Annotated in this window: 26 protein-coding genes and 1 riboswitch; of the genes, 6 read left to right on the top strand and 20 right to left on the bottom strand. The window is 72.1% G+C overall.

The window, feature by feature from the left end:
- Positions 1 to 86 precede the first annotated feature (86 nt).
- The 4 genes from ABZS42_RS19760 to ABZS42_RS19745 all read right to left on the bottom strand — a co-directional run bounded on the left by ABZS42_RS19760 (position 87) and on the right by ABZS42_RS19745 (position 4520).
- Positions 87 to 2009 (bottom strand): acyl-CoA dehydrogenase family protein, encoded by a 1923-nt coding sequence (locus tag ABZS42_RS19760; RefSeq protein ID WP_355147257.1) that lies wholly within the window; start codon positions 2007 to 2009, stop codon positions 87 to 89.
- Positions 2010 to 2248: 239 nt separating this feature from the next.
- Positions 2249 to 2752: a DUF6328 family protein gene (locus tag ABZS42_RS19755; protein ID WP_355147224.1), complete on the bottom strand. Its 504-nt coding sequence runs from the start codon at positions 2750 to 2752 to the stop codon at positions 2249 to 2251.
- A gap of 131 nt (positions 2753 to 2883) precedes the next feature.
- Positions 2884 to 3633 (bottom strand): SIS domain-containing protein, encoded by a 750-nt coding sequence (locus ABZS42_RS19750; protein WP_355147222.1) that lies wholly within the window; start codon positions 3631 to 3633, stop codon positions 2884 to 2886.
- 56 nt (positions 3634 to 3689) lie between these two features.
- Positions 3690 to 4520 carry an alpha/beta hydrolase gene (locus ABZS42_RS19745; RefSeq protein ID WP_355147220.1) on the bottom strand — a complete coding sequence of 277 codons (831 nt, stop codon included), beginning with the start codon at positions 4518 to 4520 and terminating at the stop codon, positions 3690 to 3692.
- 73 nt (positions 4521 to 4593) lie between these two features.
- Positions 4594 to 4698, top strand: a riboswitch (TPP riboswitch).
- 76 nt (positions 4699 to 4774) lie between these two features.
- Here ABZS42_RS19745 and ABZS42_RS19740 point away from each other — a divergent pair.
- The 4 genes from ABZS42_RS19740 to gndA all read left to right on the top strand — a co-directional run bounded on the left by ABZS42_RS19740 (position 4775) and on the right by gndA (position 9420).
- On the top strand, positions 4775 to 5365 hold the full coding sequence (locus ABZS42_RS19740) for an ECF transporter S component (RefSeq protein WP_355147218.1): 591 nt from the start codon (positions 4775 to 4777) through the stop codon (positions 5363 to 5365).
- 167 nt (positions 5366 to 5532) lie between these two features.
- Complete coding sequence (locus ABZS42_RS19735; protein ID WP_355147216.1) at positions 5533 to 6993, top strand: ABC transporter ATP-binding protein; 1461 nt, start codon at positions 5533 to 5535, stop codon at positions 6991 to 6993.
- A complete protein-coding gene (locus ABZS42_RS19730; protein WP_355147214.1) occupies positions 6990 to 7790 on the top strand; it encodes an energy-coupling factor transporter transmembrane component T in 801 nt (266 codons plus the stop codon). The genes ABZS42_RS19735 and ABZS42_RS19730 overlap by 4 nt, the downstream gene beginning before the upstream one ends.
- 187 nt (positions 7791 to 7977) lie before the next feature.
- Positions 7978 to 9420: an NADP-dependent phosphogluconate dehydrogenase gene (gndA, locus tag ABZS42_RS19725; RefSeq protein WP_355147212.1), complete on the top strand. Its 1443-nt coding sequence runs from the start codon at positions 7978 to 7980 to the stop codon at positions 9418 to 9420.
- A 247-nt stretch (positions 9421 to 9667) separates the two neighbouring features.
- On the opposite strand, the gene ABZS42_RS19720 is transcribed toward gndA, so the two are convergent.
- The 4 genes from ABZS42_RS19720 to recO all read right to left on the bottom strand — a co-directional run bounded on the left by ABZS42_RS19720 (position 9668) and on the right by recO (position 11864).
- Positions 9668 to 9898 carry a thioredoxin reductase gene (locus tag ABZS42_RS19720; protein WP_076473343.1) on the bottom strand — a complete coding sequence of 77 codons (231 nt, stop codon included), beginning with the start codon at positions 9896 to 9898 and terminating at the stop codon, positions 9668 to 9670.
- Between the two features lie 64 nt (positions 9899 to 9962).
- Complete coding sequence (locus tag ABZS42_RS19715) at positions 9963 to 10148, bottom strand: hypothetical protein (protein ID WP_355147210.1); 186 nt, start codon at positions 10146 to 10148, stop codon at positions 9963 to 9965.
- 93 nt (positions 10149 to 10241) lie between these two features.
- Positions 10242 to 11060, bottom strand: coding sequence for an isoprenyl transferase (locus ABZS42_RS19710; protein ID WP_355147208.1), 819 nt, complete (start codon positions 11058 to 11060; stop codon positions 10242 to 10244).
- Positions 11061 to 11063: 3 nt separating this feature from the next.
- A complete protein-coding gene (recO, locus tag ABZS42_RS19705; protein ID WP_355147206.1) occupies positions 11064 to 11864 on the bottom strand; it encodes a DNA repair protein RecO in 801 nt (266 codons plus the stop codon).
- 102 nt (positions 11865 to 11966) lie between these two features.
- Between recO and ABZS42_RS19700 the strand changes: the two genes are divergently transcribed.
- A complete protein-coding gene (locus tag ABZS42_RS19700) occupies positions 11967 to 12782 on the top strand; it encodes a DUF4097 family beta strand repeat-containing protein (RefSeq protein WP_355147204.1) in 816 nt (271 codons plus the stop codon).
- Here ABZS42_RS19700 and ABZS42_RS19695 read toward each other — a convergent pair.
- The 9 genes from ABZS42_RS19695 to ABZS42_RS19655 form a co-directional block, all read right to left on the bottom strand.
- A complete protein-coding gene (locus ABZS42_RS19695; RefSeq protein ID WP_355147202.1) occupies positions 12769 to 13872 on the bottom strand; it encodes an acyltransferase in 1104 nt (367 codons plus the stop codon). The two genes, ABZS42_RS19700 and ABZS42_RS19695, sit on opposite strands and share 14 nt — an antisense overlap.
- Positions 13873 to 14106: 234 nt before the next feature.
- Positions 14107 to 15018 carry a GTPase Era gene (era, locus tag ABZS42_RS19690; protein WP_355147200.1) on the bottom strand — a complete coding sequence of 304 codons (912 nt, stop codon included), beginning with the start codon at positions 15016 to 15018 and terminating at the stop codon, positions 14107 to 14109.
- The gene (locus tag ABZS42_RS19685) at positions 15015 to 15143 is read right to left on the bottom strand and encodes a hypothetical protein (protein ID WP_355147198.1); all 129 of its coding nucleotides are present in this window, start codon (positions 15141 to 15143) and stop codon (positions 15015 to 15017) included. The genes era and ABZS42_RS19685 overlap by 4 nt, the downstream gene beginning before the upstream one ends.
- Positions 15140 to 15526 carry a cytidine deaminase gene (locus tag ABZS42_RS19680; RefSeq protein ID WP_355147196.1) on the bottom strand — a complete coding sequence of 129 codons (387 nt, stop codon included), beginning with the start codon at positions 15524 to 15526 and terminating at the stop codon, positions 15140 to 15142. Before ABZS42_RS19680 ends, ABZS42_RS19685 begins: the two co-directional genes overlap by 4 nt.
- Positions 15519 to 16928 (bottom strand): hemolysin family protein, encoded by a 1410-nt coding sequence (locus tag ABZS42_RS19675; RefSeq protein WP_355147255.1) that lies wholly within the window; start codon positions 16926 to 16928, stop codon positions 15519 to 15521. Before ABZS42_RS19675 ends, ABZS42_RS19680 begins: the two co-directional genes overlap by 8 nt.
- On the bottom strand, positions 16904 to 17377 hold the full coding sequence (gene ybeY, locus ABZS42_RS19670) for an rRNA maturation RNase YbeY (protein ID WP_076473311.1): 474 nt from the start codon (positions 17375 to 17377) through the stop codon (positions 16904 to 16906). Before ybeY ends, ABZS42_RS19675 begins: the two co-directional genes overlap by 25 nt.
- A 14-nt stretch (positions 17378 to 17391) precedes the next feature.
- Entirely contained in the window at positions 17392 to 18453 is a 1062-nt protein-coding gene (locus ABZS42_RS19665) for a PhoH family protein (RefSeq protein ID WP_355147194.1), read from the bottom strand.
- Positions 18454 to 18677: 224 nt separating this feature from the next.
- Positions 18678 to 20054, bottom strand: coding sequence for a serine hydrolase domain-containing protein (locus ABZS42_RS19660; protein ID WP_355147192.1), 1377 nt, complete (start codon positions 20052 to 20054; stop codon positions 18678 to 18680).
- Entirely contained in the window at positions 20051 to 20410 is a 360-nt protein-coding gene (locus ABZS42_RS19655; protein WP_355147190.1) for a histidine triad nucleotide-binding protein, read from the bottom strand. The genes ABZS42_RS19660 and ABZS42_RS19655 overlap by 4 nt, the downstream gene beginning before the upstream one ends.
- Positions 20411 to 20502: 92 nt before the next feature.
- Between ABZS42_RS19655 and ABZS42_RS19650 the strand changes: the two genes are divergently transcribed.
- The gene (locus tag ABZS42_RS19650; protein ID WP_355147188.1) at positions 20503 to 21264 is read left to right on the top strand and encodes an SDR family oxidoreductase; all 762 of its coding nucleotides are present in this window, start codon (positions 20503 to 20505) and stop codon (positions 21262 to 21264) included.
- Between the two features lie 27 nt (positions 21265 to 21291).
- On the opposite strand, the gene ABZS42_RS19645 is transcribed toward ABZS42_RS19650, so the two are convergent.
- The 3 genes from ABZS42_RS19645 to hrcA all read right to left on the bottom strand — a co-directional run bounded on the left by ABZS42_RS19645 (position 21292) and on the right by hrcA (position 24417).
- A complete protein-coding gene (locus ABZS42_RS19645; protein WP_355147186.1) occupies positions 21292 to 22026 on the bottom strand; it encodes a 16S rRNA (uracil(1498)-N(3))-methyltransferase in 735 nt (244 codons plus the stop codon).
- A 153-nt stretch (positions 22027 to 22179) separates the two neighbouring features.
- Positions 22180 to 23325 carry a molecular chaperone DnaJ gene (gene dnaJ / locus ABZS42_RS19640; RefSeq protein ID WP_355147253.1) on the bottom strand — a complete coding sequence of 382 codons (1146 nt, stop codon included), beginning with the start codon at positions 23323 to 23325 and terminating at the stop codon, positions 22180 to 22182.
- Between the two features lie 69 nt (positions 23326 to 23394).
- Positions 23395 to 24417, bottom strand: a complete 1023-nt coding sequence (gene hrcA / locus ABZS42_RS19635) for a heat-inducible transcriptional repressor HrcA (protein WP_355147184.1) — start codon at positions 24415 to 24417, stop codon at positions 23395 to 23397.
- Between the last annotated feature and the right edge of the window lie 39 nt (positions 24418 to 24456).

The following is a 24456-nucleotide window of genomic DNA, read 5'->3' as shown; positions in this document are numbered from 1 at the left end:
AGCCTGATACCTCAGCGGCATATTTATACCGCTGTGGTATCGGGCTCATTCAGAAATGCGTGTCCGCTGCCGAGTGTCGGCTCAGGTCACTGGGGCGGTGGTATCCGCCGGCGGACGTCGGCCGCGGTGGACGGGCCGGGCGACCAACGGGCCACCCAGGGCAGCTCGTCGGACGGGGTGATCACACCGGACTCCAGGTCGGCGTAGCGGCCGGCAAGGATCCGCTTGGCCGCCGCGACGTCGACCGAGTCGGTGTTCTCCCAGAGCGCCGAGAGGAGGGCGTCGACCCGTACCCGGGCCTGCCGGCAGAAGAGGTCGGCCAGTTCGAGATTCTCCGGCCGGGTGTCCCGCTCGGCGTGCGCACGGACGCATACCGCGGCCATCGCGAAAAGCTCCGCCCCGATGTCCACGATCCGACCCAGGAACGCCTGCTTGCGCTCCATCCGGCCCTGCCAGCGGGACATCGCGTAGAACGTCGAGCGGGCGAGCTTGCGCGAGACGCGCTCCACCTGCCGCAGGTGACCGGCGAGCGGCCCGAACTCGGCGTACGCCCTGGGGCTCTGCCCGCGGCCGACGGCGAGCGTGGGCAGCCACTTCGCGTAGAAGGCCCCGGCCCGGGCCCCCGCCTTCGCCTTGCGGCCGAGGCCCGCATCCGGGTCGATGATGTCCCCGGCGACCGAGAGGTGCGCGTCGACCGCCTCCCGGGCGATCAGCAGGTGCATGATCTCGGTCGAGCCCTCGAAGATCCGGTTGATCCGTACGTCGCGCAGCAGCTGCTCGACGGCGGCCGGGCGTTCACCCCGGGCGGTCAGCGACTCGGCCGTCTCGTAGCCGCGGCCGCCGCGGATCTGGATCAGGTCGTCGGCGATCCGCCAGGCCATCTCGCTGGCGTAGAGCTTGACGAGCGCCGCCTCGATCCGGATGTCGTTGCGGTCGTCGTCGGCGAGCCGGCAACAGATCTCCAGCATGGTCTCCATGCCGTACGTCGTCGCGGCCATGAAGGCGAGCTTCTGGGCGACCGCCTCGTGCGTGCCGACCGGCCGGCCCCACTGGACCCGGTCGGCGGCCCACTCCCGAGCCACGTTCAACGACCACTTGCCGGCGCCCACGCACATGGCCGGCAGCGACAGGCGGCCGGTGTTGAGCGTGGTCAGCGCGATCTTCAGCCCCTTGCCCTCACCCCCGATGACGTTCTCCTTCGGCACGAAGACGTCGTGGAACCGCGTGACGCTGTTCTCCAGCCCGCGCAGTCCGAGGAATCCGTTGCGTCGTTCCACCGTGATGCCGTCGGCGTCACCGTCCACGACGAAGGCGGTGATCCCACCGCGGCGCCCCGCACCGGCCGGCACCCGGGCCATCACGACGAGCAGCGTGGCCACGGTGCCGTTGGTCGCCCAGAGCTTCACACCGTTGAGCCGGTAGCCGGTGCCGTCCTCGGTCGGCTCGGCGGTGGTCGCCAACCGTGCCGGGTCGGAGCCGACGTCCGGCTCGGTCAGCAGGAACGCGGAAACCTCGCCGGCGGCCAGCCGGGGCAGGAAGCGCTGCTTCTGCTCCGCCGTACCGAACATCTTCAACGGCTGCGGCACGCCGATGGACTGGTGCGCGGAGAGCAGCGCGCCGATCGCCGGGCTGACCGAACCGGCGAGCATCAGCGCCCGGCAGTACTGCAGGTTGCTCAGGCCGAGCCCGCCGTACGCCCGGTCGATCTTCATGCCGAACGCACCGAGCCGGCCGAGGCCCTGGAACACCTCGTCGGGGATGCGCGCGTCCCGCTCGATCGCGGCGCCGTCCACCTCGGTCACGAGGTACTCCCGGAGCCGGGCGAGGAACTCCTCGGCGCGGGCGTCCTCGTCCGCGTCGGAGCTCGGCCAGGGGTTGATCAGGTCGAGTCGGAACCGGCCGAGGAAGAGCGACTTGCCGAAGCTCGGGCGGTCCCAGGTGGATTCACGGGCCGCCTCGGCGACCTGGCGGGCCTCCTTCTCGGAGACGTGCCCTGCCTCGGCCGGCAGCGGGGCGGCGGTGCCGCCGCTGGTCTCGGTCGGCTCCGGAGTGCCGCCGGAGGCGTCCGGCTCGGGTCGGCTGTTCTGCGTCGTGGTCACGGCTGCCCCCTCGAACCTCGGTCCGCTGCGTCAACGTGCTCGACAAACGCCACGCTACCCCCGGTTGTTACCCAGAGGTAGCTCTCCGTGAAGATCGAGTTTCGGCGATGCGGGCGGCCGGGCCGTACGCCCCGGTCGGCGTCCCGGGGTCAGTCGCCGGCGAGCGTACGAGGGTCGTCGTCCTCGTCGTCGATGTCGTCCTCGCCCCAGTTGCGGCGGACGAACGGCAGCAGCCCCCAGAAGATGAGGAACCAGAGCCCGGTCAACCCGCTGAGCACGAACGCGAGCGGACGGTCGAGGACGAAGTCGGTGATCAGCAGCACGGCGCTGACCATCGAGATCAGCATGAAGGCGAGTCCGCAGGAGGCCATCCGGTGGGCGAACCGGACCAGCTCCGGTTTGCGCCCCTGACGGAAGAGTGCCCGGTGGAACGCCACCGGCGAGATGATCATCGCCGTGGCGGCCGCGGCGGCCAGCAGCGCGACCACGTAGATGTCCTTCTGGAAGTCGGTGGTACGCGTGAAGCCGTTGCTGAACGGCAGAGTCAACAGGAAGGCGAACAGGATCTGCACCCCGGTCTGGGCGACCCGCAGCTCCTGGAGCAGATCGGCGAAGTTGCGCTGCCAGCGCTGCCGCTCGGTCTCCTTGGACACGCGCTACCTCCTGCTCCGACGCTACTGCCGGCGGGGCGGGCCACCGGCAGCAACGCCAGTGCCCGATGGCCCGTCATCCGAAACAGGCTCACAAGAGGTCGGATGGGAGCGCGCCGGTCGCGCGGCCGGGGTCAGGAGCCCCGGCGGATACGACCGGCGTACCGGGCCTCGAGCGCGTGGTTGTGCTCGTCGCCGCCGGCGATGTTGGCGGACAGGTAGACCGGGGGCTGCTGCCCTGCGGCGAGCAGTCGGGCCACCACCTCGACGGTGATCTGCTGCGCGAGCAGGGCGGCGGTGATCGAGGAGACCGCGCCCACGGCGCCACCGCCGGGCAGCGGCAGCATCGCGTCGCCGTACGGGGCACCGTTGTCGAGCACCACGTCGGCGAAGTCGGCGAGTTTACGACCGGACGGATGGCGGGACGTCATCTGGCCGGAGTGCTGCGCCGAGGTGATCGCCACCAGAGCGTGACCGTTCTCCTTGACGACGGACGCGAACTCCACCATCGCGCCGTTGACCCCCGAGTTCGAGGCGAGCACGAAGACGTCCTGCGGGCGTACCGGGGCCAGCGCGTAGAGGCGGTGCGCGACCGCCGGATCCCGCTCCAGGGTGGGGCCGAGCACGTCGGCCGGGGCACCGCCGAGCAGTACCAGGTCCCGCAACGCGATCCGGTTGGTGGGCACCAGCCCGCCGGCCCGCCCGGCGATCTCCATCGCGAGCGCCTCGGAGTGCCCGGTGCCGAAGGCGTGCACCACCCCGTCGGCGTGTACCGCCTCGGCGATCAGGTCAGCCGCGCGGCCGACCGCCTCCCGCTGACTGCCGGCCACCCGGTTCATCGTCTCCGTCACCATCGCCAGGTAGCCCTCGGCGCTCAGTGTCATCGTTCCTCCGTCCCATCCGTGTTGACGTCCCGACCGGCCCGCGTGGGCCCCCCCGCTCACGCCGCCCCGCGGGCCCGGGCCAGGATCGCCTCGGCCAGCGGGGTCGGCGCCTCGTCGGGGATCCAGTGGCTCACCCCGGGCAACTCCACGAAGCGGTAGTCGCCGGTCACGTGCTGCGCACACATCTCCGCGACGCCGCGGCCGATCGCGTTGTCGCGGTCGCTCCAGACGTACGTGGTGGGCACGGTCACCGGCCCGACCGCCCCCAGCGCGGCCCCCGACATCGCCCGGTACCAGTTCAGCGCCCCGGTCAGTGCGCCGGGCTCGCGCATCGGCTCCGCGTACGCCGCCACCCGGGCACTGTCGCCGACGCCGTGCAGCAGCCGGCGCAACCCTGCCGCCCGCAGCCCGAGCAGTGCCTTCTCCGCCTTCCCTGCCTGGCGGAACAGCACCATGTACGACGAGCGGGCGCGCTGCTTCGGGTCGTGCGCGAGCGCGTACGCCATGGCGGCCGGATGCGGCACCGAGACGGCGGTGAGGGTGCGGACCCGCTCGGGGTGCGCCGCGGCGACCGCCCAGGCGACGGCCGCGCCCCAGTCGTGCCCGACGAGGTGCGCCGCCTCGACGTCCAGCGCGTCGAGCAGCGCCACCGCGTCGGCCACCAGTTCCGCCAGCCGGTACGCCTCGACCTCGGCCGGCCGGGCGCCCGGCGAGTAGCCGCGCTGGTCGGGGGCGTACGTGCGTAGCCCGGCGGCGTGCAGGGCCGGCACCACCTCGTCGAACTCTCCGCCGTGTTGCGGGAAGCCGTGCAGCAGCAGGACGGGTTCGCCGTCCTCCGGGCCGCCGACGCGTACCACGAACTCCAGACCACGGACGTCGATGCGCATGATCGGCAGCCTACCCAGGTCGGGCAGCATGGCCCGGCACCTGCCCACGGTGCTAGCGTCTGCGTATCAATTTCACATCCGACAGGGGAGCGCACAGCGCTGAGAGTGCGGGCACGCCCGCAGACCCTCGAACCTGATCTGGGTAATGCCAGCGCAGGGAGTTCGGTCGACCTCCAGCCGCGTCGCCGTCCGGTGACCACCGGGCGCGGCGTGCGTCTTCTCCTGGTTCCTGCGGCTGAACTGGGAGCAAACAGATGAAAAGCAACGACACCAATCGCTGGCGAACCATCGACATCGTCGTCGCGTCGGTGATCGCCGTCGCCTTCGGCGTCATCTTCTGGGCCTGGAACCTGGTCTGGAGCGCCACCGACGCGGCGTTCGCCTTCTTCCCGCCGGCACAGACGCTGATCTACGGCGTCTGGCTGGTCCCGGCCGTGCTCGGTGGCCTGGTCATCCGCAAGCCCGGTGCCGCGCTCTACTGCGAGACGGTGGCCGCGATCCTGTCCGCGCTGCTGGGCAGCCAGTGGGCGAGCATCACGATCGTCCAGGGCGTGATGCAGGGCATCGGCGCGGAACTGGCCTTCGCGGCGTTCCGGTACCGCTCGTTCCGCCTGCCGGCGGCGGTGCTGGCCGGCGCGTTCACCGGCGTCAGCGCTGCGGTCTTCGACTTCGTCTACTGGAACACCGAGACCGACCTGGCGAGCTACCGGCTGCCGTACGCCCTGCTCACCGTCGTCAGCGCGACGATCGTGGCGGGCGTCGGCGGCTGGGCGCTGACCCGCGCGCTCGCCAACACCGGCGCGCTGGACCGCTTCCCCGTCGGCCGCGAACGCGCCGCCATCTAACCCTGCCAAGACCCCCCAACCCCGTTGATCAAGAGGTTTGCGTCAACGGTGGTCGCGATCCTGACGCAAACCTCTTGATCAACATTGCTGGGCGGCGGGCGGGGCAGCCTGCTGGGCGGCGGGTGGGGCGGCCCGCCGGGTGGATGGGTGGGGAGGAGGTGGCGGTAGTGAGCGGTGTTACGCTGCGCGGCTTCGGGTGGCGGCACGCCGGGCGGAAGCGCTGGGCGGTCCGCGGCGTCGACCTGCGCATCGAGCACGGCGAGCGGGTGCTGCTGCTCGGCCCCTCGGGCGCCGGCAAGAGCACCCTGCTCGCGGCGCTCGCCGGGCTGCTGCCCGAGGACTCGGGCGAGCAGAGCGGCAGCGTCGAGGTCGACGGGCTCGACCCGCGTAAGGCCCGGGAACGCGTCGGCATCGTCTTCCAGGACCCGGAGAGCCAACTGGTGATGGCCCGCTGCGGCGACGACGTCGCGTTCGGGCTGGAGAACCGGGGCGTGCCGACCGACGAGATCTGGCCCCGGGTCGACGAGGCGCTGCACCGGGTCGGCTTCCCGTACCGCCGGGACCGGCGCACCGCCCAACTGTCCGGCGGCGAACAGCAGCGGCTGGCGCTGGCCGGCGCGCTCGCGCTGCGGCCGGGGCTGCTGCTGCTCGACGAGCCGACTGCCAACCTCGACCCGGCCGGCGCGACGCTGGTGCGTTCGGCGGTCGCCGGCGCGTTGGACGCCGACACGACGCTGATCCTGGTCGAACACCGGGTGGCCGAGGCGCTGCCCCTGGTCGACCGGGTGGTGGTGCTGGAACCCGGGGGCGGTGTACGCGCCGACGGCACGCCGGAAGCGGTCTTCGACGCGCACGGTGACGCGCTCGCCGCCGAGGGTGTCTGGGTGCCGGGCCGCACCGTGCCGCCGCGCCGCGCCACCGCCGCGCCCGGCGAGGCGCTGCTCACCGCCGAGCGGCTCGGCCTGCCGCCCCGCCTGGCCGAAACCGACCTGACCGTACGCGCGGGCGAGGCGCTCGCCGTGCTCGGCCCCAACGGGGCGGGCAAGTCCACCCTGGCGCTGCTCCTCGGCGGGCTGTTCAGGCCCGGCAACGGCACGGTCACGGCGAGCGCGGAGCTGGCCGGCCGGGATGCCCGCACTCCCCCGCACCGCTGGCGCGCCCCGGCCCTGGCCACCCGGATCGGCTCGGTCTTCCAGGACCCGGAGCACCAATTCGTCACCAGCACGGTCTTCGACGAACTGGCGCTCGGCCCGCGCCGCACCGGCCGGCCCGAGGCGGAGGTCCGCACCACGGTGGACGGGCTGCTCGACCGGCTGCGGTTGACCGCGCTCGCCGCCGCCAACCCGTACACCCTCTCCGGTGGTGAGGCGCGACGGTTGAGCGTGGCGACGGCCCTGGCCACCGCGCCCCGGCTGCTGATCTGCGACGAGCCCACGTTCGGCCAGGACCGGCGGACCTGGCTGGAGCTGGTGGACCTCCTCGCCGACCTGCGCGACGCCGGACACGGTGTCGTCACGGTCACCCACGACGCGGAGTTCGTCGCCGCGCTGGCCGACCGGCAGGTCACGCTGACCCGCCCCGGGCCGGCCGGCGACTGGCCGGCGGCCTCGACCAGGGGGTCCTCGTGATCAACCTCGAACCGGTCGCCGTCCCCGGGGCGCCGCTGGCCCGGCGCAACCCGGTGGCCAAACTCGCCGCCGCACTGCTCTTCTCCTTCGTCCTCGTCGCCACGCTCGACCCGGTAGCCCCGGCGATCGCCATCGCTGTCGAACTGGTGGCGTTGCCGCTCTTCGGCATCCGCTACCGGGTGCTGGCCCACCGCGCCTGGCCGCTGCTGGTGAGCGCGGTCGGCATCGTGGTCACCCTGGTGCTCTTCGCGGCCGACCGCTCCGGCCGGCTGCTGTTCGAGGCGGGCCCGGTCGTGGTCACCTCGGGCGTGCTGCTGACCGCGCTCGGCCTGGTGCTGCGGATGTTCGCGGTGGCGCTGCCCGGCGTGATCGTGTTCGCCACCACCGACCCGACGGACCTGGCCGACGCGCTGATCCAGAACGCGAAGGCACCGGCCCGGTTCGCCGTCGGCGCGCTGGCCGCGTTCCGCCTCGTGCCGCTGCTCGGGCAGGAGTGGCAGGCGATCAGCATGGCCCGCCGGGCACGCGGGGTGGACGCCGGAGGCAACCCGGTGGCGAAGCTGCGGCTCTTCGTGTCGACCGCGTTCGCCCTGCTGGTCGGGGCGATCCGGCGGGGCACCCGGCTCGCCGTCGCGATGGACGCGCGAGGGTTCGACGCCGGCATTCCGCGTACGGTCGCCCGCCGCCAACGGTTCACCGCCGCCGACACGTGGCTCGTGGTCGGTGCGGTGGCGCTGGCCGCGGCGGCCCTCACCACCAGCATCGTGCTCGGGACCTTCCGTCCCCTGATCGGCTGACCGGGTGGCACGGCGGCGGCGGGCCGGCTCGGAACTGGGCGTCATCAGCGCATGGGCTGAGGCTATCCACCCCCGGGCGTACGCGCACTCCCCTACCCACGGTGACGGGATCACGATCGCCAGTACCCGTCGACGTCGCTCGCGATAAGTTCGAAACGCGAAGAGCGACGGTGAGAGGTGGCGGCGCATGGCCGAGCAGGCGAAGGCGCAGATCGGCGTTACCGGGCTCGCGGTGATGGGTCGCAACCTGGCCCGCAACCTGGCCCGCAACGGGTTCCGGGTGGCGGTGCACAACCGCACGCCGGAGCGCACCCGAAGCCTCATCGCCGAACACGGCGGCGAGGGCACGTTCGTGGCCACCGAGTCGATGGCCGACTTCGTCGCGGCGCTGGAGCGCCCCCGCGCGGTGATCGTCATGGTCAAGGCCGGCGGACCGACCGACGCCGTCATCGACGAGCTGGCCACCCTGCTGGAGCCGGGCGACATCGTGGTGGACTGCGGGAACGCGCACTTCGCGGACACCCAACGCCGGGAGGCGGCGCTGCGGCAGCATGGGCTGCACTTCGTCGGCACCGGCGTGTCGGGCGGCGAGGAGGGTGCGCTGCACGGGCCGAGCATCATGCCCGGCGGCTCCGAGGAGTCGTACCAGAGGCTCGGGCCGATCTTCGAGAAGATCGCCGCCCAGGTCGACGGGGTGCCGTGCTGCCGGCACATCGGCCCGGACGGTGCCGGCCACTTCGTGAAGATGGTGCACAACGGCATCGAGTACGCCGACATGCAGCTCATCGCCGAGGCGTACGACCTGCTGCGGGCCGGTCTGGGCGCCGAGCCGGCGGAGCTCGCGGAAATCTTCCGGGACTGGAACCGCGGGGAGTTGGAGTCCTTCCTCATCGAGATCACCGGGGACGTGCTGGCGCACACCGACGCCGGCACCGGCCGCCCGTTCGTCGACCTCGTACGCGACCAGGCGGAACAGAAGGGCACCGGCCGGTGGACGGTGCAGAGCGCGCTCGACCTGGGCATCCCGATCACCGGCATCGCCGAGGCGACGTTCGCGCGTTCGCTCTCCGGGCACGCCGACCAGCGTGAGGCGGCCCGCCGGGCGTTCCCCGGCGGCGGCGCGAAACTGAAGGTCGACGACCGGGACACGTTCGTCGAGGACGTCCGCCGGGCGTTGCTGGCCTCCAAGATCGTCGCTTACGCGCAAGGCTTCGACCACATCAGAGCGGGCAGCCGCGAGTACGACTGGAACATCGACCTGGGTGGCACCGCCACCATCTGGCGGGGCGGCTGCATCATCCGGGCCCGGTTCCTGGACCGCATCCGCGAGGCGTACGACGAGCAGCCCGACCTGCCCACGCTGCTGGTGGCGCCGTACTTCGCCGAGGCGGTCAGCGCGGGCGTGCCGAGCTGGCGCCGGGTCGTGGCCGAAGCGGCCCGGGCCGGGGTGCCCGCTCCGGCGTTCTCCTCGTCGCTGGCCTACTTCGACGCGCTGCGTGCGGAGCGGCTACCGGCCGCGCTGATCCAGGGCCTGCGGGACAACTTCGGAGCGCACACGTATCACCGGGTCGACCGGGCAGGCACGTTCCACACCCTCTGGGCGGGCGACGGGTCCGAAGTGGAGGCATGACCAGCGCGGCCTCGTCCGGCCGCGATTCCTGCGACGCGGCGAGGAGAGGGACCTCTTCGAACGAGTAGCGCTCGCCTCGCGCCACGAGCGAGCCTTCTCAGACACTCCGCTGATACCTCAGAGGCATAAATATGCCTCTGAGGTATCAGGCTCAGGGAGAGACCTGCCTCCGGCAGCCACGTCGGGAACGGAAGGCGCCCAAGCCGGCAGGCTCCCACCAGACGGCAAACCGACGGGGGCCCGGGCGTCACCAGGCGCGCTGCGTCTCCTCCGCCGGCGTGGGCGCCCAACCCGCGGCCGGCTCCCCCTGGGCCAGTTCGCCGATCTCACCGGAACGGATGGCCGGGGTGTGACCGAGTTCGGCGCAGTAACGCTCGGCGACGTCGGCGCAGATGTCCGCGACCCGTTCCCGCTGTGCGGCGTCGACCAGGTCCGCGACGGCCAGCGCGGCCGTCATCTCGTACCGGAGATCCCGCATGACCACCCCCGCGTCGGGGGCGCACCCCCGCGACACGCCCCGCGCCTCCGATCCTAGGCGGCGGTCACCAGAAGCGGCGGCGCTTGGCCTTCTGCGGCCGTAGGTGGTCCGCGCCCTTGTTGAGCAGGCGGGTGACCCCGGAGGGGCCGCGACGGGCCTCCATCTTCCGGCTGAGCTGACGCGCGCCGGCTGCCGCCACCGGAACGGCGACCGCCATCAGCGCCCACTGGACTATTCGCTTAAGGATCATGTGGGTTCACCTCCGTCAGTGGCTGCTGAGAAGACAGATACCCAGCGTGACGGCGAAGTAAGCCTCCCGGTGGCCGGCCCGGGACGGTGAGGCTCAGCCCTGCGCGGGCGGGGCGACCGGGTTGGGCAGCGCACCGCCGAAGCGCCGGTCCCGCTGCGCGTAGAGCTCACAGGCGTACCAGAGGTGCCGGCGGTCGAAGTCCGGCCAGAGCGTGTCGAGATAGATCAGCTCGGCGTACGCGCTCTGCCAGAGCATGAAGTTGGAGGTTCGCTGCTCCCCGGACGGGCGGAGGAAGAGGTCCACCTCGGGGACCTCCGGGTGGTAGAGGTACTTCGCCACGGTCTTCTCGTTGACCTTGGACGGGTCGAGCCGGCCGGCGGCCACCTCACGAGCGATCGCCGCCGCCGCGTCGGCGATCTCCGCCTGCCCGCCGTAGTTCACGCAGAACTGAAGGGTGAGCGTCGAGTTGTGGCGGGACATCTCCTCGGCGGTCTGCAGCTCGGAGATGACGCTCTTCCAGAGCCGCCCCTCCCGGCCCGACCAGACCACCCGTACGCCGAGGTCGACCAGTTGGTCACGGCGGCGGCGGATCACGTCACGGTTGAAGCCCATCAGGAAACGGACCTCTTCCGGCGACCGCCGCCAGTTCTCCGTGGAGAAGGCGTACGCCGACAGGTAGGGGATGCCCATCTCGATGGCGCCCTCGATCGTGTCGAAGAGGGAAAACTCCCCCGCCTCGTGGCCCTTGGTGCGCGGCAGCCCACGCTCCTTGGCCCACCGACCGTTGCCGTCCATCACCACCGCCACGTGCCGGGGCACCGCGTCCGCCGGCAGCGCGGGCGGACGCGCACCGGACGGGTGCGGTGTGGGTGGCGTCGGCTCGCGCCGACCGGCCCGCAAAGATCGAATCACCTGCTACTCCCTGTTCACGCTATCGGCGCCAGGTGCCGGCGCACCCCGGTCCACCAGCGGGAGCGAGCGTAGCGCGCGTTCCAGGTGCCACTGCAGGTGTGCCGCGACCAGACCGCTGCACTCCCGGCGTACCCCGGCCTCGGTGGCGTCGGCGACCCGCCAGTCGCCACTACTCAGCGCGAACATCAGATCGATGGTGGCCGGCGCCGGATGGGCCGCGCCGGGCGGCCGGCAGTCCGGGCACACGATGCCACCGGCCGGTACGGAGAAGGCCCGATGCCGCCCGGGGGTGCCGCAGACGGCGCAGGCGACGAGCGCCGGCGCCCAGCCGGCCAGGGTCATCCCCCGCAGCAGGTACGCGTCGAGCACGAGGGTGGTGGCGTGGCTGCCCTCGGCGAGCGCGCGCAGGGCGCCGATGGTGAGCTGGAACAGGCGCAGCGAGGGCTCCCGCTCGACCGGGGTGAGCCGCTCGGCCGTCTCGGCGATGGCGCTGGCCGCGGTGTAACGCGGGTAGTCGCCGAGGAACCGCTTGCCGTAGAGGTCGATCCCCTCGACCTGACTCACCGTGTGCAGCGAGCTGCCCTGGTTGCCCTTCGGGTCCCCGGCGAGCTGGAGGTCCACGTGCCCGAACGGCTCCAGCCGGGCACCGAACTTGCTGGTGGTGCGCCGCACCCCCCGGGCCACCGCGCGGATCCGGCCGTGCCGTCGGGTGAGCAGCGTGATGATCCGATCGGACTCGCCGAGCTTCTGCACACGCAGCACCACCGCGTCGTCGCGGTAGAGCTGTCGGCGGTACCCGGTCATCGGGCCATTCTCCCTCGGGGTGCGAAATCAGGGTTCCTTCGGGGTGCTGCGACGACGGATCCCCGATGCGTGTCGGGTGGTACCGGCCGTAGCGTGCTCGCCATGACCGCTCAGCCTTCCGGCGGCTCCGCTCACCCCGGCCGCCGCCGTACCGTCGCCCCTGTCGCGCTCGGTGCCGCCGCCACCCTGATCCTCCTCACCGGGTGTGACAACCTGTCGTACCGGCGCCTTGACTTCGACAACACCGAGACGGCCCGGATCACCACGATCCGGGTGCTGCCCGGCTCGGGTGACGTGGTCGTACGGGCCACCGGCACGGCGTCCGAGGTACGGATCAAGCGGGTGGTGCGCTACCAGGGCGCCGAGCCGAAGGCGAAGTACGAGATCAAGGGCGGCGAACTGGTGCTGGACACCGACTGCGGGGCCCGGTGCACCGTTTCGTACGAGGTGACCGCCCCCGAGGGTGTCGCCGTTCGGGGCGAGAGCAGCTCCGGCGACGTCGAACTGACCCGGGTCGGGGCGGTGGAGTTGCAGGTCCGCTCGGGGGACGTCCACCTCACCGGCGCCACCGGCCCGGTACGGCTGGAGGCCAGTTCCGGCGACATCGAGGTGTCCGAGGCCAACGGTCCGCTCACCCTGCGCGCCTCCTCCGGCAACATCGCGGCCCGCCGGCTACAGGGCGAGGTGGACGCCGAAGCGAGGTCCGGAAATGTGACCCTCGAGATGGAGAAGGCGGCCTCGGTCCGGGCGCACGCGAGCAGCGGCGAGGTCAGTCTCGTCGTACCTCCCGGCCCGTACCAGGTCCGGGCCAACGCCAGTTCCGGCGACGAGCACGTCACGGTCACCGACGACCCGACTGCCGAGCTGGTACTCGACGTGAGCACCCGCAGCGGCGACCTCAACGTCAGCCAGCGGTGACCTCCGCCGTCGCCGACTCCGGGGCGCCGCGCTGCGCGGGCACCCGGTTGCCGGTCGACGACGACGGCGGTCCGGTACGGGTCGACGCCCGGCGGCCGCCCGGAAGCAGTTCCGGCCGCCGCCGGGCCGCGATGTCCTCCACCCATCCCACGGCGAGCGTCACCACGCCGACCAGGGCGAAGACCAGCACCACCCGGATCGCCAGCCCGCGCGGATCCTCGTGCGACCAGCCCACCCCGTCGAACAGCGGGGTGAGCCCGACCACGAATGGCATGTGCCAGAGGTAGATCGTCAGCGCCCGCCGGTTCAGCACGGTCACCACCCGCCCGAAGAGGGCGTTGCGGTCGACCCACGCCGCGCCGGACGGCCCCCGGCCGAGCACGACCAGGATGAACGCGAGCGACCAGAGGGCGTTGCCGAGGTGGTTGTCGTTGAGGTCGAAGCCACGGGGGCCGGGATGCGTGAAGATCCACGCGCCACCGGCCGCGGCGAGCAGCAACACGGCCGGCACGAGCAGCCGGTTGGCGAGCCGGCGCAGCATGCCCGCGTGGTGCGCGAACCCCAGCATCCAGGCGCCGAAGTAGAGGCCGAACTCCCGGAACGGGCCGGGCGCGTTCGGCCAGATCCCCGACTCGATCACCACGAGCAGCACGTACGGGGCCAGCAGGGTCGGCAGCGGGGCCCGACGGAACAGCCAGAGCGCGATCGGCGATGCGAAGACGAACCACAGGTAGTCGCGCAGATACCAGATCGGGCTCAGCGCCAACGCCCCCCAGCCGTTGGCGGGCGGATCCGAGACCGGGAAGAGCCAGAGCAGCACACGTGGTGTCAGTGGCAGCCCGGTGAGCAGCATCGCCGGCACGAAGACAGCGGCCAGCACCCAGAGCGACGGCAGCAGGCGGCGCAGACGGCGCAGCACCGCCGTCGGGCCGGACCGGTCCAGCGAGGCGGCCATCAGCGAGCCGGCCAGCGCGAACATCACCGACATCGCCGGGAAGACCAGGGTCAGCGAGGCGAGGCCGGTGACGTGGTAGACGACGACTCGAACGATGGCGAGGAAGCGGAGCAGGTCAAGGTATCTGTTTCGCATCAGCCTGCATCTGTCTTGGGGGCGCGACGGATGCCTCCTACCCTCCGCCGTGTCGCCGGCAAACGGCAGCACACCCCGCTCGGAGGTGAAACTCCCCATACGCTCGACCGAGTCGGATCAAGGCATCGCCCCGTCCAGCCGATATCTGGTCGGCTTTCGACCGATGCTGATCAGCCGGACGGCGCGGCCGTCCGGCTGATCGTTGACGTTGAGCACGGGCGCTGAACGAAACGCTCAGAAGCCGAGCTTGCGCAGCTGCTTCGGGTCGCGCTGCCAGTCCTTCGCCACCCGTACGTGCAGGTCCAGGAAGATCCGGGTGCCCAGCAGCTCCTCGATCTGCCGGCGGGCGTTGGTGCCGACCTCCTTGAGCCGGCTGCCCCGGTGACCGATCACAATCGCCTTCTGGCTGGGACGCTCGACGTACAGGTCGGCGAAGATCCGGACAAGCTGCCCCTCGGGGATCATCTCCTCCACCACCACCGCGATGGAGTGCGGCAGCTCGTCACGCACCCCCTCCAGCGCCGCCTCCCGGATCAGCTCCGCGACGAGCACCTGCTCCGGGTCGTCGGTGAGCATGTCGTCCGGGTAGAGCTGCGGGGACACGGGCAGGTATCCGGTCATCACGTCGACCAGGGTGTCGACCTGGTGACCGGAGACGGCGCTCACCGGCACCACGGCCGCGAACTCGCCCAGCTCGCTGACCGCGAGCAACTGCTCGGCGAGACGCTTGCGATCCACGAGGTCGGTCTTGGTGACCACGGCCAGCACGGTCGCCTTCAGCTCGGCCAGCTCGCCGCTGATGAACCGGTCACCCCGCCCGATCGCCTCGTCGGCCGGGATGCAGAGCCCGATGACGTCGACCTCGCTCCAGGTCTGGCGGACCAGGTCGTTGAGCCGCTCGCCGAGCAGCGTACGGGGACGGTGCAGGCCCGGGGTGTCGACGAGGACGAGCTGCGAGTCCGGCCGGTGCAGTACGGCCCGGATCACGTGCCGGGTGGTCTGCGGCTTGCTCGAGGTGATCGCGATCTTCTGGCCGACGATCGCGTTGGTCAGGGTCGACTTACCGGCGTTCGGTCGTCCCACGAAGCACGCGAAGCCGGCCCGGTAGGGACGCTCCTCCGGGTCTCGTACGCCCGTCGCGTTCACGCCACCGCCCCGTTCCGCTGTTCGCGGGCGCGCAGCGCCCGGATGCCGTTGCTGCCGGTTCGCTCGCCGACGAAGGCGACACGCTCCGGTGATTCACTGTCGTGCCCGATGGTGCGCTCGCTCACTGGACCACCGTGCCGAGGACCGTGCCGTCCGGCGCGGCCACGTGGATCGGCGCGTCCGCGGCCAGGTCGCGGACCGCGGCGTGCCCGGCGCCGTCCAGCGTCGAGGCTTCGGTCACCACCACCGCGGCCTCCAACCGGGTCGCGCCGGCGGCCACCGCCGAGGCGACCGCGAGTTGAAGCGCGGTGAGCGTCAGCGAGGGCAGCGCCACGCTGACGGCCGCGTACGTCCGGCCGTCCTGGTCGCGGACCGCCGCGCCTTCCACGGCTCCCACCCGGCCACGGGCCCCCCGGGCCAGGACGACCAGCTTGGCGTCCTCGGCGCTCAGCTCCGGCACGGCGGACGGGGTCGGCCGCGCCGCGGGCACGGTGGGCGACTCAGGCATCGGCGGGTTGCCTCTCCTCGACTCGGTTCTGATTGCCCCGGGACTCGGCTCGCTCGCCGCGGCCCGGATTCTCCTGCTCGTCTGTCGGTTCGACCCGGCTGACGAGCACGGTGTCGATCCGGTTGCGTCGGCCGGTGGTGCCCTCGGCGACCAGCCGCAGGCCGGCCACCTCGACCCGGGCCCCCGGGATCGGCACCCGACCCAGCGACTGGGCCAGCAGGCCGCCGACCGTCTCCACCTCGTCGGTGGGCAACTCGATGTCGAACAGCTCGCCCAGGTCCTCCACGGGGAGCCGGGCGGTGACCCGCACCGACCCGTCCTCCAGCCGCTCGACCGGCGGGCGCTCGACATCGTACTCGTCGGTGATCTCCCCGACGATCTCCTCGAGGATGTCCTCGATGGTGACCAGGCCGCCGGTGCCGCCGTACTCGTCGACGACGATCACCAGGTGGTTGCGGGCCGCCTGCATCTCGGAGAGCAGGTCGTCGACGGGCTTCGACTCCGGCACGAAGGTCGCCGGGCGCATCAGCTCCGAGACCGGCAGCTGCTCGGCGGCCGGATCGCCGCCGCGCACCCGTCGGATCAGGTCCTTGAGGTAGAGCACGCCGAGCACGTCGTCGACGCTCTCGCCGATCACCGGGATCCGGGAGAAGCCCGAGCGGAGGAAGAGCGCGAGCGCCTGCGAGAGCGTCTTGCTCCCCTCTATCCACACCATCTCCGTACGGGGCACCATCACCTCACGGGCGATGGTGTCGCCGAGCGCGAAGACCGAATGGATCATCTGCCGCTCGCCGTGCTCCACCACACCGCGCTGCTCGGCGAGGTCGACCAGCTCGCGCAGCTCGATCTGGGTCGCGAACGGGCCCTCCCGGAAGCCGCGCCCGGGCGTCACCGCGTTGCCGATCAGGATCAGCAACGAGGCGAGCGGATTGAGCGCACGTCCCAGCCAGCGGACCAGTGGGGCCACCGCCCGGCCGACCACGTAGGCGTGCTGCCGGCCGAGCGTCCGCGGGGCCACCCCGACCACCACGAAGCTGACCACGGTCATCGCGCCGGCGGTGACGAGCGCCGCCCGCCAGCCCGCGCCGAAGGTGTCCACCGCGACCAGCGCCACCAGCGTGGTGGCGGTCAGCTCGGCGAGCAACCGCAGCAGCAGAAGCAGGTTGAGGTGCCGGACCACGTCACCGGCGACGGCCTGCAACGTACGCGCGCCGCGAGCGCCGTCACGGGCCAGTTCGGCGGCCCGCGCCGGCGAGACCGCGGCGAGCGCCGCCTCGGTCATCGCGATCAGCCCGGCGAGCACCACCAGCCCGGCGGCGAAGACGAGCAGCTGCATGTCCGGCAGGCCGGCTGCGGCTGTGGTGCCTTGGGCGGACATCACTGTGACCGGCTCGACCGCCAGCTGGACAGCAGTCGGGCCTGGAGCGCGAACATCTCCCGCTCCTCCTCCGGTTCCGCGTGGTCGTACCCGAGCAGGTGCAGCACCCCGTGCACGGTCAGCAGGTGCAGCTCGTCGGCGGTCGAGTGACCCGCGGTCGCCGCCTGTTTGGCCGCGACATCGGGGCAGAGCACGATGTCGCCGAGGAGGGCCGGCTCACCGCCGGCCGGGGCGCTCTCGCCCGGGCCGTGGTCGACGCTGCCCTCGTCCATGGGGAAGGCGAGCACGTCGGTCGGCCCGTCGCCGCCCATCCAGCGGTGGTTGAGCTCGGTCATGTAGTCGACGTCGACCAGCAGCACGGAGAGTTCGGCGAGTGGGTTGACCCCCATCTCGTCGAGGGCGTGCCGGGCGACGGCGAGCACGGCGTCGGTGTCGACCTCGACACCGGACTCGTTGGCGATCTCGATGGACAACTGTTTCCCCTGATCTAGCGGCGGCGACCGGACCGGCCGCCACCCTGGGCGGTCCGCCCCGGTACGGCGTGCACGCCCTGTGCCTGCTGGTTCTCCCGCTCGGCGTCCCAGCGGGCGTACGCGTCGACGATCTCGCCGACCAGCCGGTGCCGAACCACGTCGGAGCTGGACAACTGGGCGAAGTGGACGTCTTCCACGTTCGCGAGGATCTCCCGTACCACGCGCAGACCGCTGGTCGTCCCGCCCGGCAGGTCGACCTGGGTCACGTCGCCGGTGACGACGATCTTGGAATTGAAGCCGAGCCGGGTGAGGAACATCTTCATCTGCTCGGGCGTGGTGTTCTGCGCCTCGTCGAGGATGATGAACGCGTCGTTGAGCGTCCGACCGCGCATGTACGCCAACGGCGCCACCTCGATCGTGCCGGCGGCCATCAGCTTCGGGATCGAGTCCGGGTCGAGCATGTCGTGCAGCGCGTCGTACAGCGGGCGCAGGTAGGGGTCGATCTTCTCGTTCAGCGTGCCGGGCAGGAAGCCCAGCCGCTCCCCCGCCTCGACCGCCGGCCGGGTGAGGATGATCCGGTTGACCTGCTTGGCCTGAAGGGCCTGGACGGCCTTCGCCATCGCCAGGTAGGTCTTGCCGGTGCCGGCGGGGCCGATGCCGAAGACGATGGTGTGCGAGTCGATGGCGTCGACGTAGCGCTTCTGCCCAAGGGTCTTGGGGCGGATGGTGCGACCGCGCCGGGAGAGGATGTTCAGCGTCAGAACGTCGGCGGGCCGCTCGGCGGTGCCCTGCTCGAGCATGCCGACGGTACGCCTGACGGCGTCAGTGGTCAGGGTCTCGCCTTTCTCGATGAGTTCGAGCAGCTCGGTGAAGAGGCGCTCGGCGAGGGCGTTGTCCGCGGGCGCACCGGAGATGGTGATCTCGTTACCCCGGACGTGCACGTCACTGTTGACCGAGCGTTCGACGAGTCGCAGAATCTCGTCACCCGCACCGAGCAGGTTGACCATGATCTTCGGATCGGGGACGGTGATCCGGGTCTGCACCTGGGGCGGGTCGGGAGGTGGGGTGCCGGTCATAGATCGGGCCGAAGGGCCCTGTGCCACCTGCTCTCGATCTCGGCGCCGGACCTGGTGGCGCGGCGTACGGACGTTCAACCCATCGTATCGGTTCAACACCGGCGGCATCGTGCGCATTTCCCCGCACTGAGGTGGCACGCACACGGCCTACCAACAGCGACAAAGGCCGCGAAGAAGCCAAAGCGGCGCAGGACGGGACGAAACCGCCCTGCGCCGCCCGCCGGTCAGTTCCCGGCGCGGAAGTCGAACCGGTCGAACGTCTCCTGGTTGCGGGTGAACCGGTAGGTGGCCCAGTGCATCCGCACCACCGTCCCCCGTTCGTCCCGGCTCAGCCGCAGCAGCTCACCGACCTCCCGGCCGGAGACCGTCCGGAACACGTCCGGCTGGTCGGGCAGTGGCGCGAAGACCGCCGGCGGCTTGGCGGGCGGATCACCGGCGCCGCGGGCCCGCAGCGACCCGTCGTGCCAGGAGAAGACGTACTCGTAGCCCTCGCCCCACCAGCGGCCGAGCATGCCGCGCAGCGGCGCCGGAGCGGGCGGGCCCGGCCGCCACGGCTCGATCTCCGCCGGATCGTCCTCGACCGCGGCGGCGAGCAGCCGGTGCGGCAGGTCGAGGGCTTCGGAGGCGCTGCCGGACGAGACGAGGACGGCGCAGCCCATCGCACCGGGAGTGCCCGCCCCGCCGCGCCGGCCGTAGACGCCGGCCAGGAAACCCGGCATCGCGCCGTCGTGCCCCACGTGCATCACCCGATCGCCCTGGGGCACCAGGATCAGGCCCAGCCCGAAGCCCCCGGCCCAGAGGTTCTCGTCGGTCACCGTCACCGGCCAGCGCATCTCGTCGAGCGTGGCCGCGGCGAGCACCGTACCGGCCGACTCGACCGCGGCCGGATCGGCCAGGAAGGCTGCCCAGCGCGCCATGTCCCCGGCGGTGCTCCAGAGCTGGGCGGCCGGCCCCACGGCACCGAAGTCGGTCGGCGGCTCCGGGTGTGCCTCGTCCGAGTACGCGTCGACCAGGAAACCGGTGGCGGCCGCCGGCCCCGGACTCATCGTGGTGTCGGTGAGCCCCAACGGCAGCAGCACCCGGTCGCTGAGCACCTCGGCCCAGGTTCCCCCGCGCAGCCGACCGACCAACTGCCCGAGCAGCGCCATGCCGAGGTTCGAGTAGTGGTAGCGGCGGCCCGACGGCAGCACCCGTTCCGCCCGGGCCAGGTCGGCCAGGAGCTGCTCGGTGTCGGGCGCGCGCAGCGTGTCCCACACGTCGCCGTACGGCTCGCGTTGCAGACCGGCGGTGTGCGACAGCAGCCGGCGTACGGTCAACTCGCCGTGCGCGGGCAGGTCGAGGTGCCGGCCCACCGGGTCGTCCAGGTCGAGCAGCCCGTCGTCCCGGCACTGGAGCGTCAGCACGGCGGTGAACGTCTTGGTGACCGAACCGATCCGGAACTGCGTCCGGGGCCCGAGCGGGCTGTCGTTGCCCGTACCGCCGACCGTGCAGGTCCACAGCGGCCGGTCGGCCCGGTGCAGAGCCGTCGAGACCGCCGGAATCCGGAGGTGCGCCTGCGTCTGGCGCACCAGCCGCTCCAGCCGGTCCGTCACCTCGCTCATACCAGGTCCCGGGCGAGCATCGGGCCGAGCGGCGCCCCACCGAACAGATGCGCGTGCACGTGGAAGACCTCCTGGCCGCCGTACGCCCCGGTGTTGAACATCAGCCGGAAACCGTCACCGAGCAGGCCCTCGTCGTCGGCGATCGCGGCCGCCGTGGCGAGCACCTCACCGGCGAGCGCCGGGTCGCCCTGGGCGAGCGTCGCGACATCGGCGTAGTGCTCCTTGGGGATCACCAGCACGTGCACCGGCGCCTTCGGGTTGATGTCGCGGAAGGCGAGGGTGTCGGGGGTCTCCCGGACGACGGTGGCCGGGATCTCCCCGGCGACGATGCGGCAGAACAGGCAGTCTGATCCCATCCGGGCAGTGTAAGGAAGGGCCCGGTGTCAATGCCTCTGCTATGGGAAGGACCGCTTCTCGCCCCCGGCGGCAGGTGCGGCAGGATGGCCGCGTGACTTCACGGGCGGTACTGGTGACGGGGGGCTCGCGCGGCATCGGGCGGGCGGTGGTGAAGGCCTTCGCGGCCGGCGGTGACCGGGTGGCGATCCACCACCGGGACTCCGCGGAGCTGGCCGAGGAGCTGCGGGCGCAACTGCCCGGCGAGGGACACGTGGTGGTGCGGGCCGACCTCGCCGACCCGGACGCGGTCCGGGCGATGGTGGACGAGGCGGCGGGCCTGCTCGGCGGGCTGGACGTGCTGGTCAACAACGCGGGCACCTTCGGACCCGCCGACCCGCCGCACCCGGTCTTCGAGAGCACCTACGAGCAGTGGCGGCAGCGCTGGCGTGAGGTGCTGGACACGAACCTGTTCGGCGCGGCCAACGCCGCCTGGTGCGCCGCCCAGCACATGCGCGACCGGGGCGGCCGGATCGTCAACGTCTCCTCCCGGGGCGCGTTCCGCGGTGAGCCGGCGAACCCGGCGTACGGGGCGAGCAAGGCGGGCTTGAACGCGGCGGGTCAGTCGCTGGCCGTGGCGCTCGCGCCGTACGGCATCGCGGTGGCCACGGTCGCGCCCGGCTTCGTGGAGACCGACATGACCAACGAGCACCTGAAGGCTGAGCGCGGCGTGGCGGTACGGGCGCAGAGCCCCTTCAACCGGGTCGCCCGCCCCGAGGAGATCGCCGCCGCGGTGCACTGGCTCGCCTCTCCGGAGGCCGAGTGGGCGACGGGCACCATCGTCGATCTGAACGGCGCCTCCTACCTGCGCAGCTGACTCCCGCCCCGGCTCAGGGCGCGGGTGTCACCAGCGGGAGAGGCGGGTGGCGAGGACGACGAGGGCGGCGACCCCGGCCGTCGAGGTGCGCAGCACGGAGGGGCCGAGGCGTACGGGGCGGGCACCGGCGGCGGCGAACGCGTCCACCTCGGCCGGGGCGATGCCGCCCTCCGGGCCGACCACCAGCACGATCTCGCCGGCGTCGGGAAGGTCCACGGTGCTGAGCCGCTCGTCGGCCTCCTCGTGCAACACGAACGCGGCGGCGGACCCGCCGATGCGCCGGGCGACCTGGTTGGTCGACTCGTCCGGGGACCCGGTCACCACCGGCAGCCACGAACGCCGGGCCTGCTTGGCCGCCTCCCGGGCGGTCGCGACCCACTTCTCCCGCGCCCGTACGCCCCGGTCACCGCGCCACTGCGCCACCGAGCGGGACGCCGCCCAGGGCACGATCTCGTCCACCCCGACCTCGGTCATCGCCTGCACCGCCAACTCGCCCCGGTCCCCCTTGGCGATCCCCTGCACCACGACCAGTCGCGGGACGGACGCGTCGACGTACCCCCGGGAGGTCACGTCGAGTTCCAGGCTGCCCCGGCCGACGGCCGTGACCACGGCGGTGGCGGTGCCGCCCTCGCCGTCGGCGAGCAGTAGTTCCTCGCCCACCCGCAGCCGCTGCACGGTGGCCGCGTGGTGGCCCTCGGGGCCGTCGAGGGTCAGCGTGTCGGCGGTGGGCAGCGACTCGATGAGGAAGAGCGGGGCGGACACGGTCAACAGGCTAACCGCCCCGGCATCGGCCGGAACGGCCAGCCGGCCGGCTCAGCCCCGGCCGGCTGACGGAGGGGACGCACCGCCAGGCCGGCCGGGCGTCCCAGACCCCGCCGGCGCCCGACCGTGCCCGGACGGGGGCCGGCCGAAGCGTCAGACGTGACCGTTGAAGGCGTCGCGCATCCGGGAGAAGAAGCCACCCTGCTTGCTCAGCTCGGCGACCTCCTCGCCCCGGGTCTTCGCGAACTCCCGCAGCATCCGCTCCTGTTCGGGGTCGAGCTTGCTGGGCGTACGCACGTCGAGGTGCACGTAGAGGTCGCCCCGGCCGGTGCCGCGCAGGTGCGGCACGCCGCGGGCGCGTAGCCGCAGCGTGCTGCCCGGCTGGGTACCGGCCTTGACGTCGACGGTTTCCTCGCTGTCCAGCGTCTTGATGATCAGCCGGGTGCCGAGCGCCGCCGCGGTCATCGGCACGGTGACCCGGCAGTGCAGGTCGTCGCCCTTGCGGGAGTAGACGTCGTGGGGACGCTCGTGGATCTCCACGTAGAGGTCACCGGCGGTGCCGCCGCCGGGGCCGACCTCGCCCTGCTGGGCGAGGCGGATCCGCATGCCGTCCTCGACGCCCGCCGGGATCTTCACGGTCAGCGAGCGGCGGGTACGCACCCGGCCGTCACCCGCGCAGGTCGGGCAGGGGTGCGGGACGGTCGTGCCGTAGCCCTGGCAGACGGTGCACGGCCGGGCGGAGACCACCTGGCCGAGAAAGGTGCGCTGTACGGACTGCACCTCGCCGCGGCCACCGCATGCCTCACAGGTGGCGAGGTGGGTGCCCGCCGCAGTGCCGGCGCCCGAGCAGGTGGTGCAGAGGACTGCGGTGTCGACGGTGATCGGCGCCTCGACGCCGAACGCCGTCTCGTGCAGGTCCAACTCCAGCCGCAGGATCGCGTCGGCGCCCGGCCGGGTACGTGGCCGAGGCCCCCGCGATCCGCCGGCGGCACCGCCGAAGAAGGCGTCCATGATGTCCTGGAAGCCGACGAACGGGCCCGCCCCACCGGCACCACCCGGGCCACCGGCGCCGCCGCCCCCAGGCGCGAGGGGGTCGCCGCCGAGATCGACGATCTGCCGTTTCCGGTCGTCCGAGAGGACCTCGTACGCGGCGTTGATGTCCTTGAACTTCTCCTGTGCCTCCGGGTCCGGATTGACATCCGGGTGGAACTGGCGCGCGAGCTTGCGGTAGGCGCGCTTGATCTCGTCGTCGGAGGCGTCCCGGCTCACGCCGAGAATGCCGTAGTAGTCCCTGGCCACTGCGTTCCGTGTCCTCATGTTCGTTTGCGTTGCGCCGGCCGCCGACCGGATCCGGCCGGACGGTACTGCCTAGTTCTGGGCCAGCAGATCGCCCACGTAGCGTGCCACGGCGCGCACCGTGGCGATGGTGCTGGGGTAGTCCATCCGGGTCGGCCCGAGCACGCCGAGGCCACCCACGATCGTCGAACCCGGGCCGTAGCCGGTGCTCACCACCGAGGCGGCGCGGAGATTGTCGATCTCGTTCTCGTCGCCGATGCGCACCCGCATCGAGCTCTCCTCGACCTCGCCGATCAGCTTCAGCAGAACCACCTCCTCCTCGAGAGCCTCGAGGATCGGGCGTAGCGAGCCCTGGAAGTCGAGCAGCCCGCCGCGGGTCAGGTTGGCCGTGCCGGCCAGCGCGATCCGCTCCTCGTGCCGCTCGACCAGCGTCTCCAGCAGCACGCTGGAGAGGGTGGCCATGGCCGGACGCAGGTCGGGGCTGACCTCGTCGACCAGCGCCTGCACCAGCGGGGGTGTCTCCGACAGCCGCGTGTCGACCAGCTTCTCGTTGACCAGCCGTCGCAGGTCGGTGACGTCGTCCGCCGGGATCGGCCCCGGCATCTCCACGAGTCGCTGCTCGACCCGCCCGGTGTCGGCGATCATGACCAGCATCAGCCGGGTGGTGGAGATCGGCACCAGCTCCAGGTGCCGGACGGACGACCGGGCCAGGCTCGGGTACTGCACGACGGCGACCTGCCGGGTCAGCTGGGCCAGCAGCCGGACGGTGCGGTGCACCACGTCGTCCAGGTCGACGGCGCCGAGCAGGAAACGCTCGATGGCCCGGCGCTCGGCCGGGCTGAGCGGCTTGACCCGGGACAGCCGGTCCACGAAGAGCCGGTAGCCGCGGTCGGTGGGCACCCGGCCGGCGCTGGTGTGCGGCTGCCGGATGTAGCCCTCTTCCTCGAGCACCGCCATGTCGTTGCGAACCGTCGCCGGGGAGACACCGAGCTGGTGTCGCTCGACCAGCGCCCGGCTTCCGACCGGCTCCTGCGTGGCGACGTAGTCCTCGACAATGGCGCGGAGCACGGCGAGCTTGCGGTCGTCGAGACCCATCCTCCCCACCTCCTACGCGCATCGGCCGCCGGCGTTCTG

Source organism: Micromonospora sp. NPDC005367, assembly GCF_040606825.1.
Lineage (GTDB): Bacteria > Actinomycetota > Actinomycetes > Mycobacteriales > Micromonosporaceae > Micromonospora.
The sequence above is the reverse complement of the archived record's forward strand: the minus strand, read 5'-3'. Positions and strand labels throughout refer to the sequence as shown.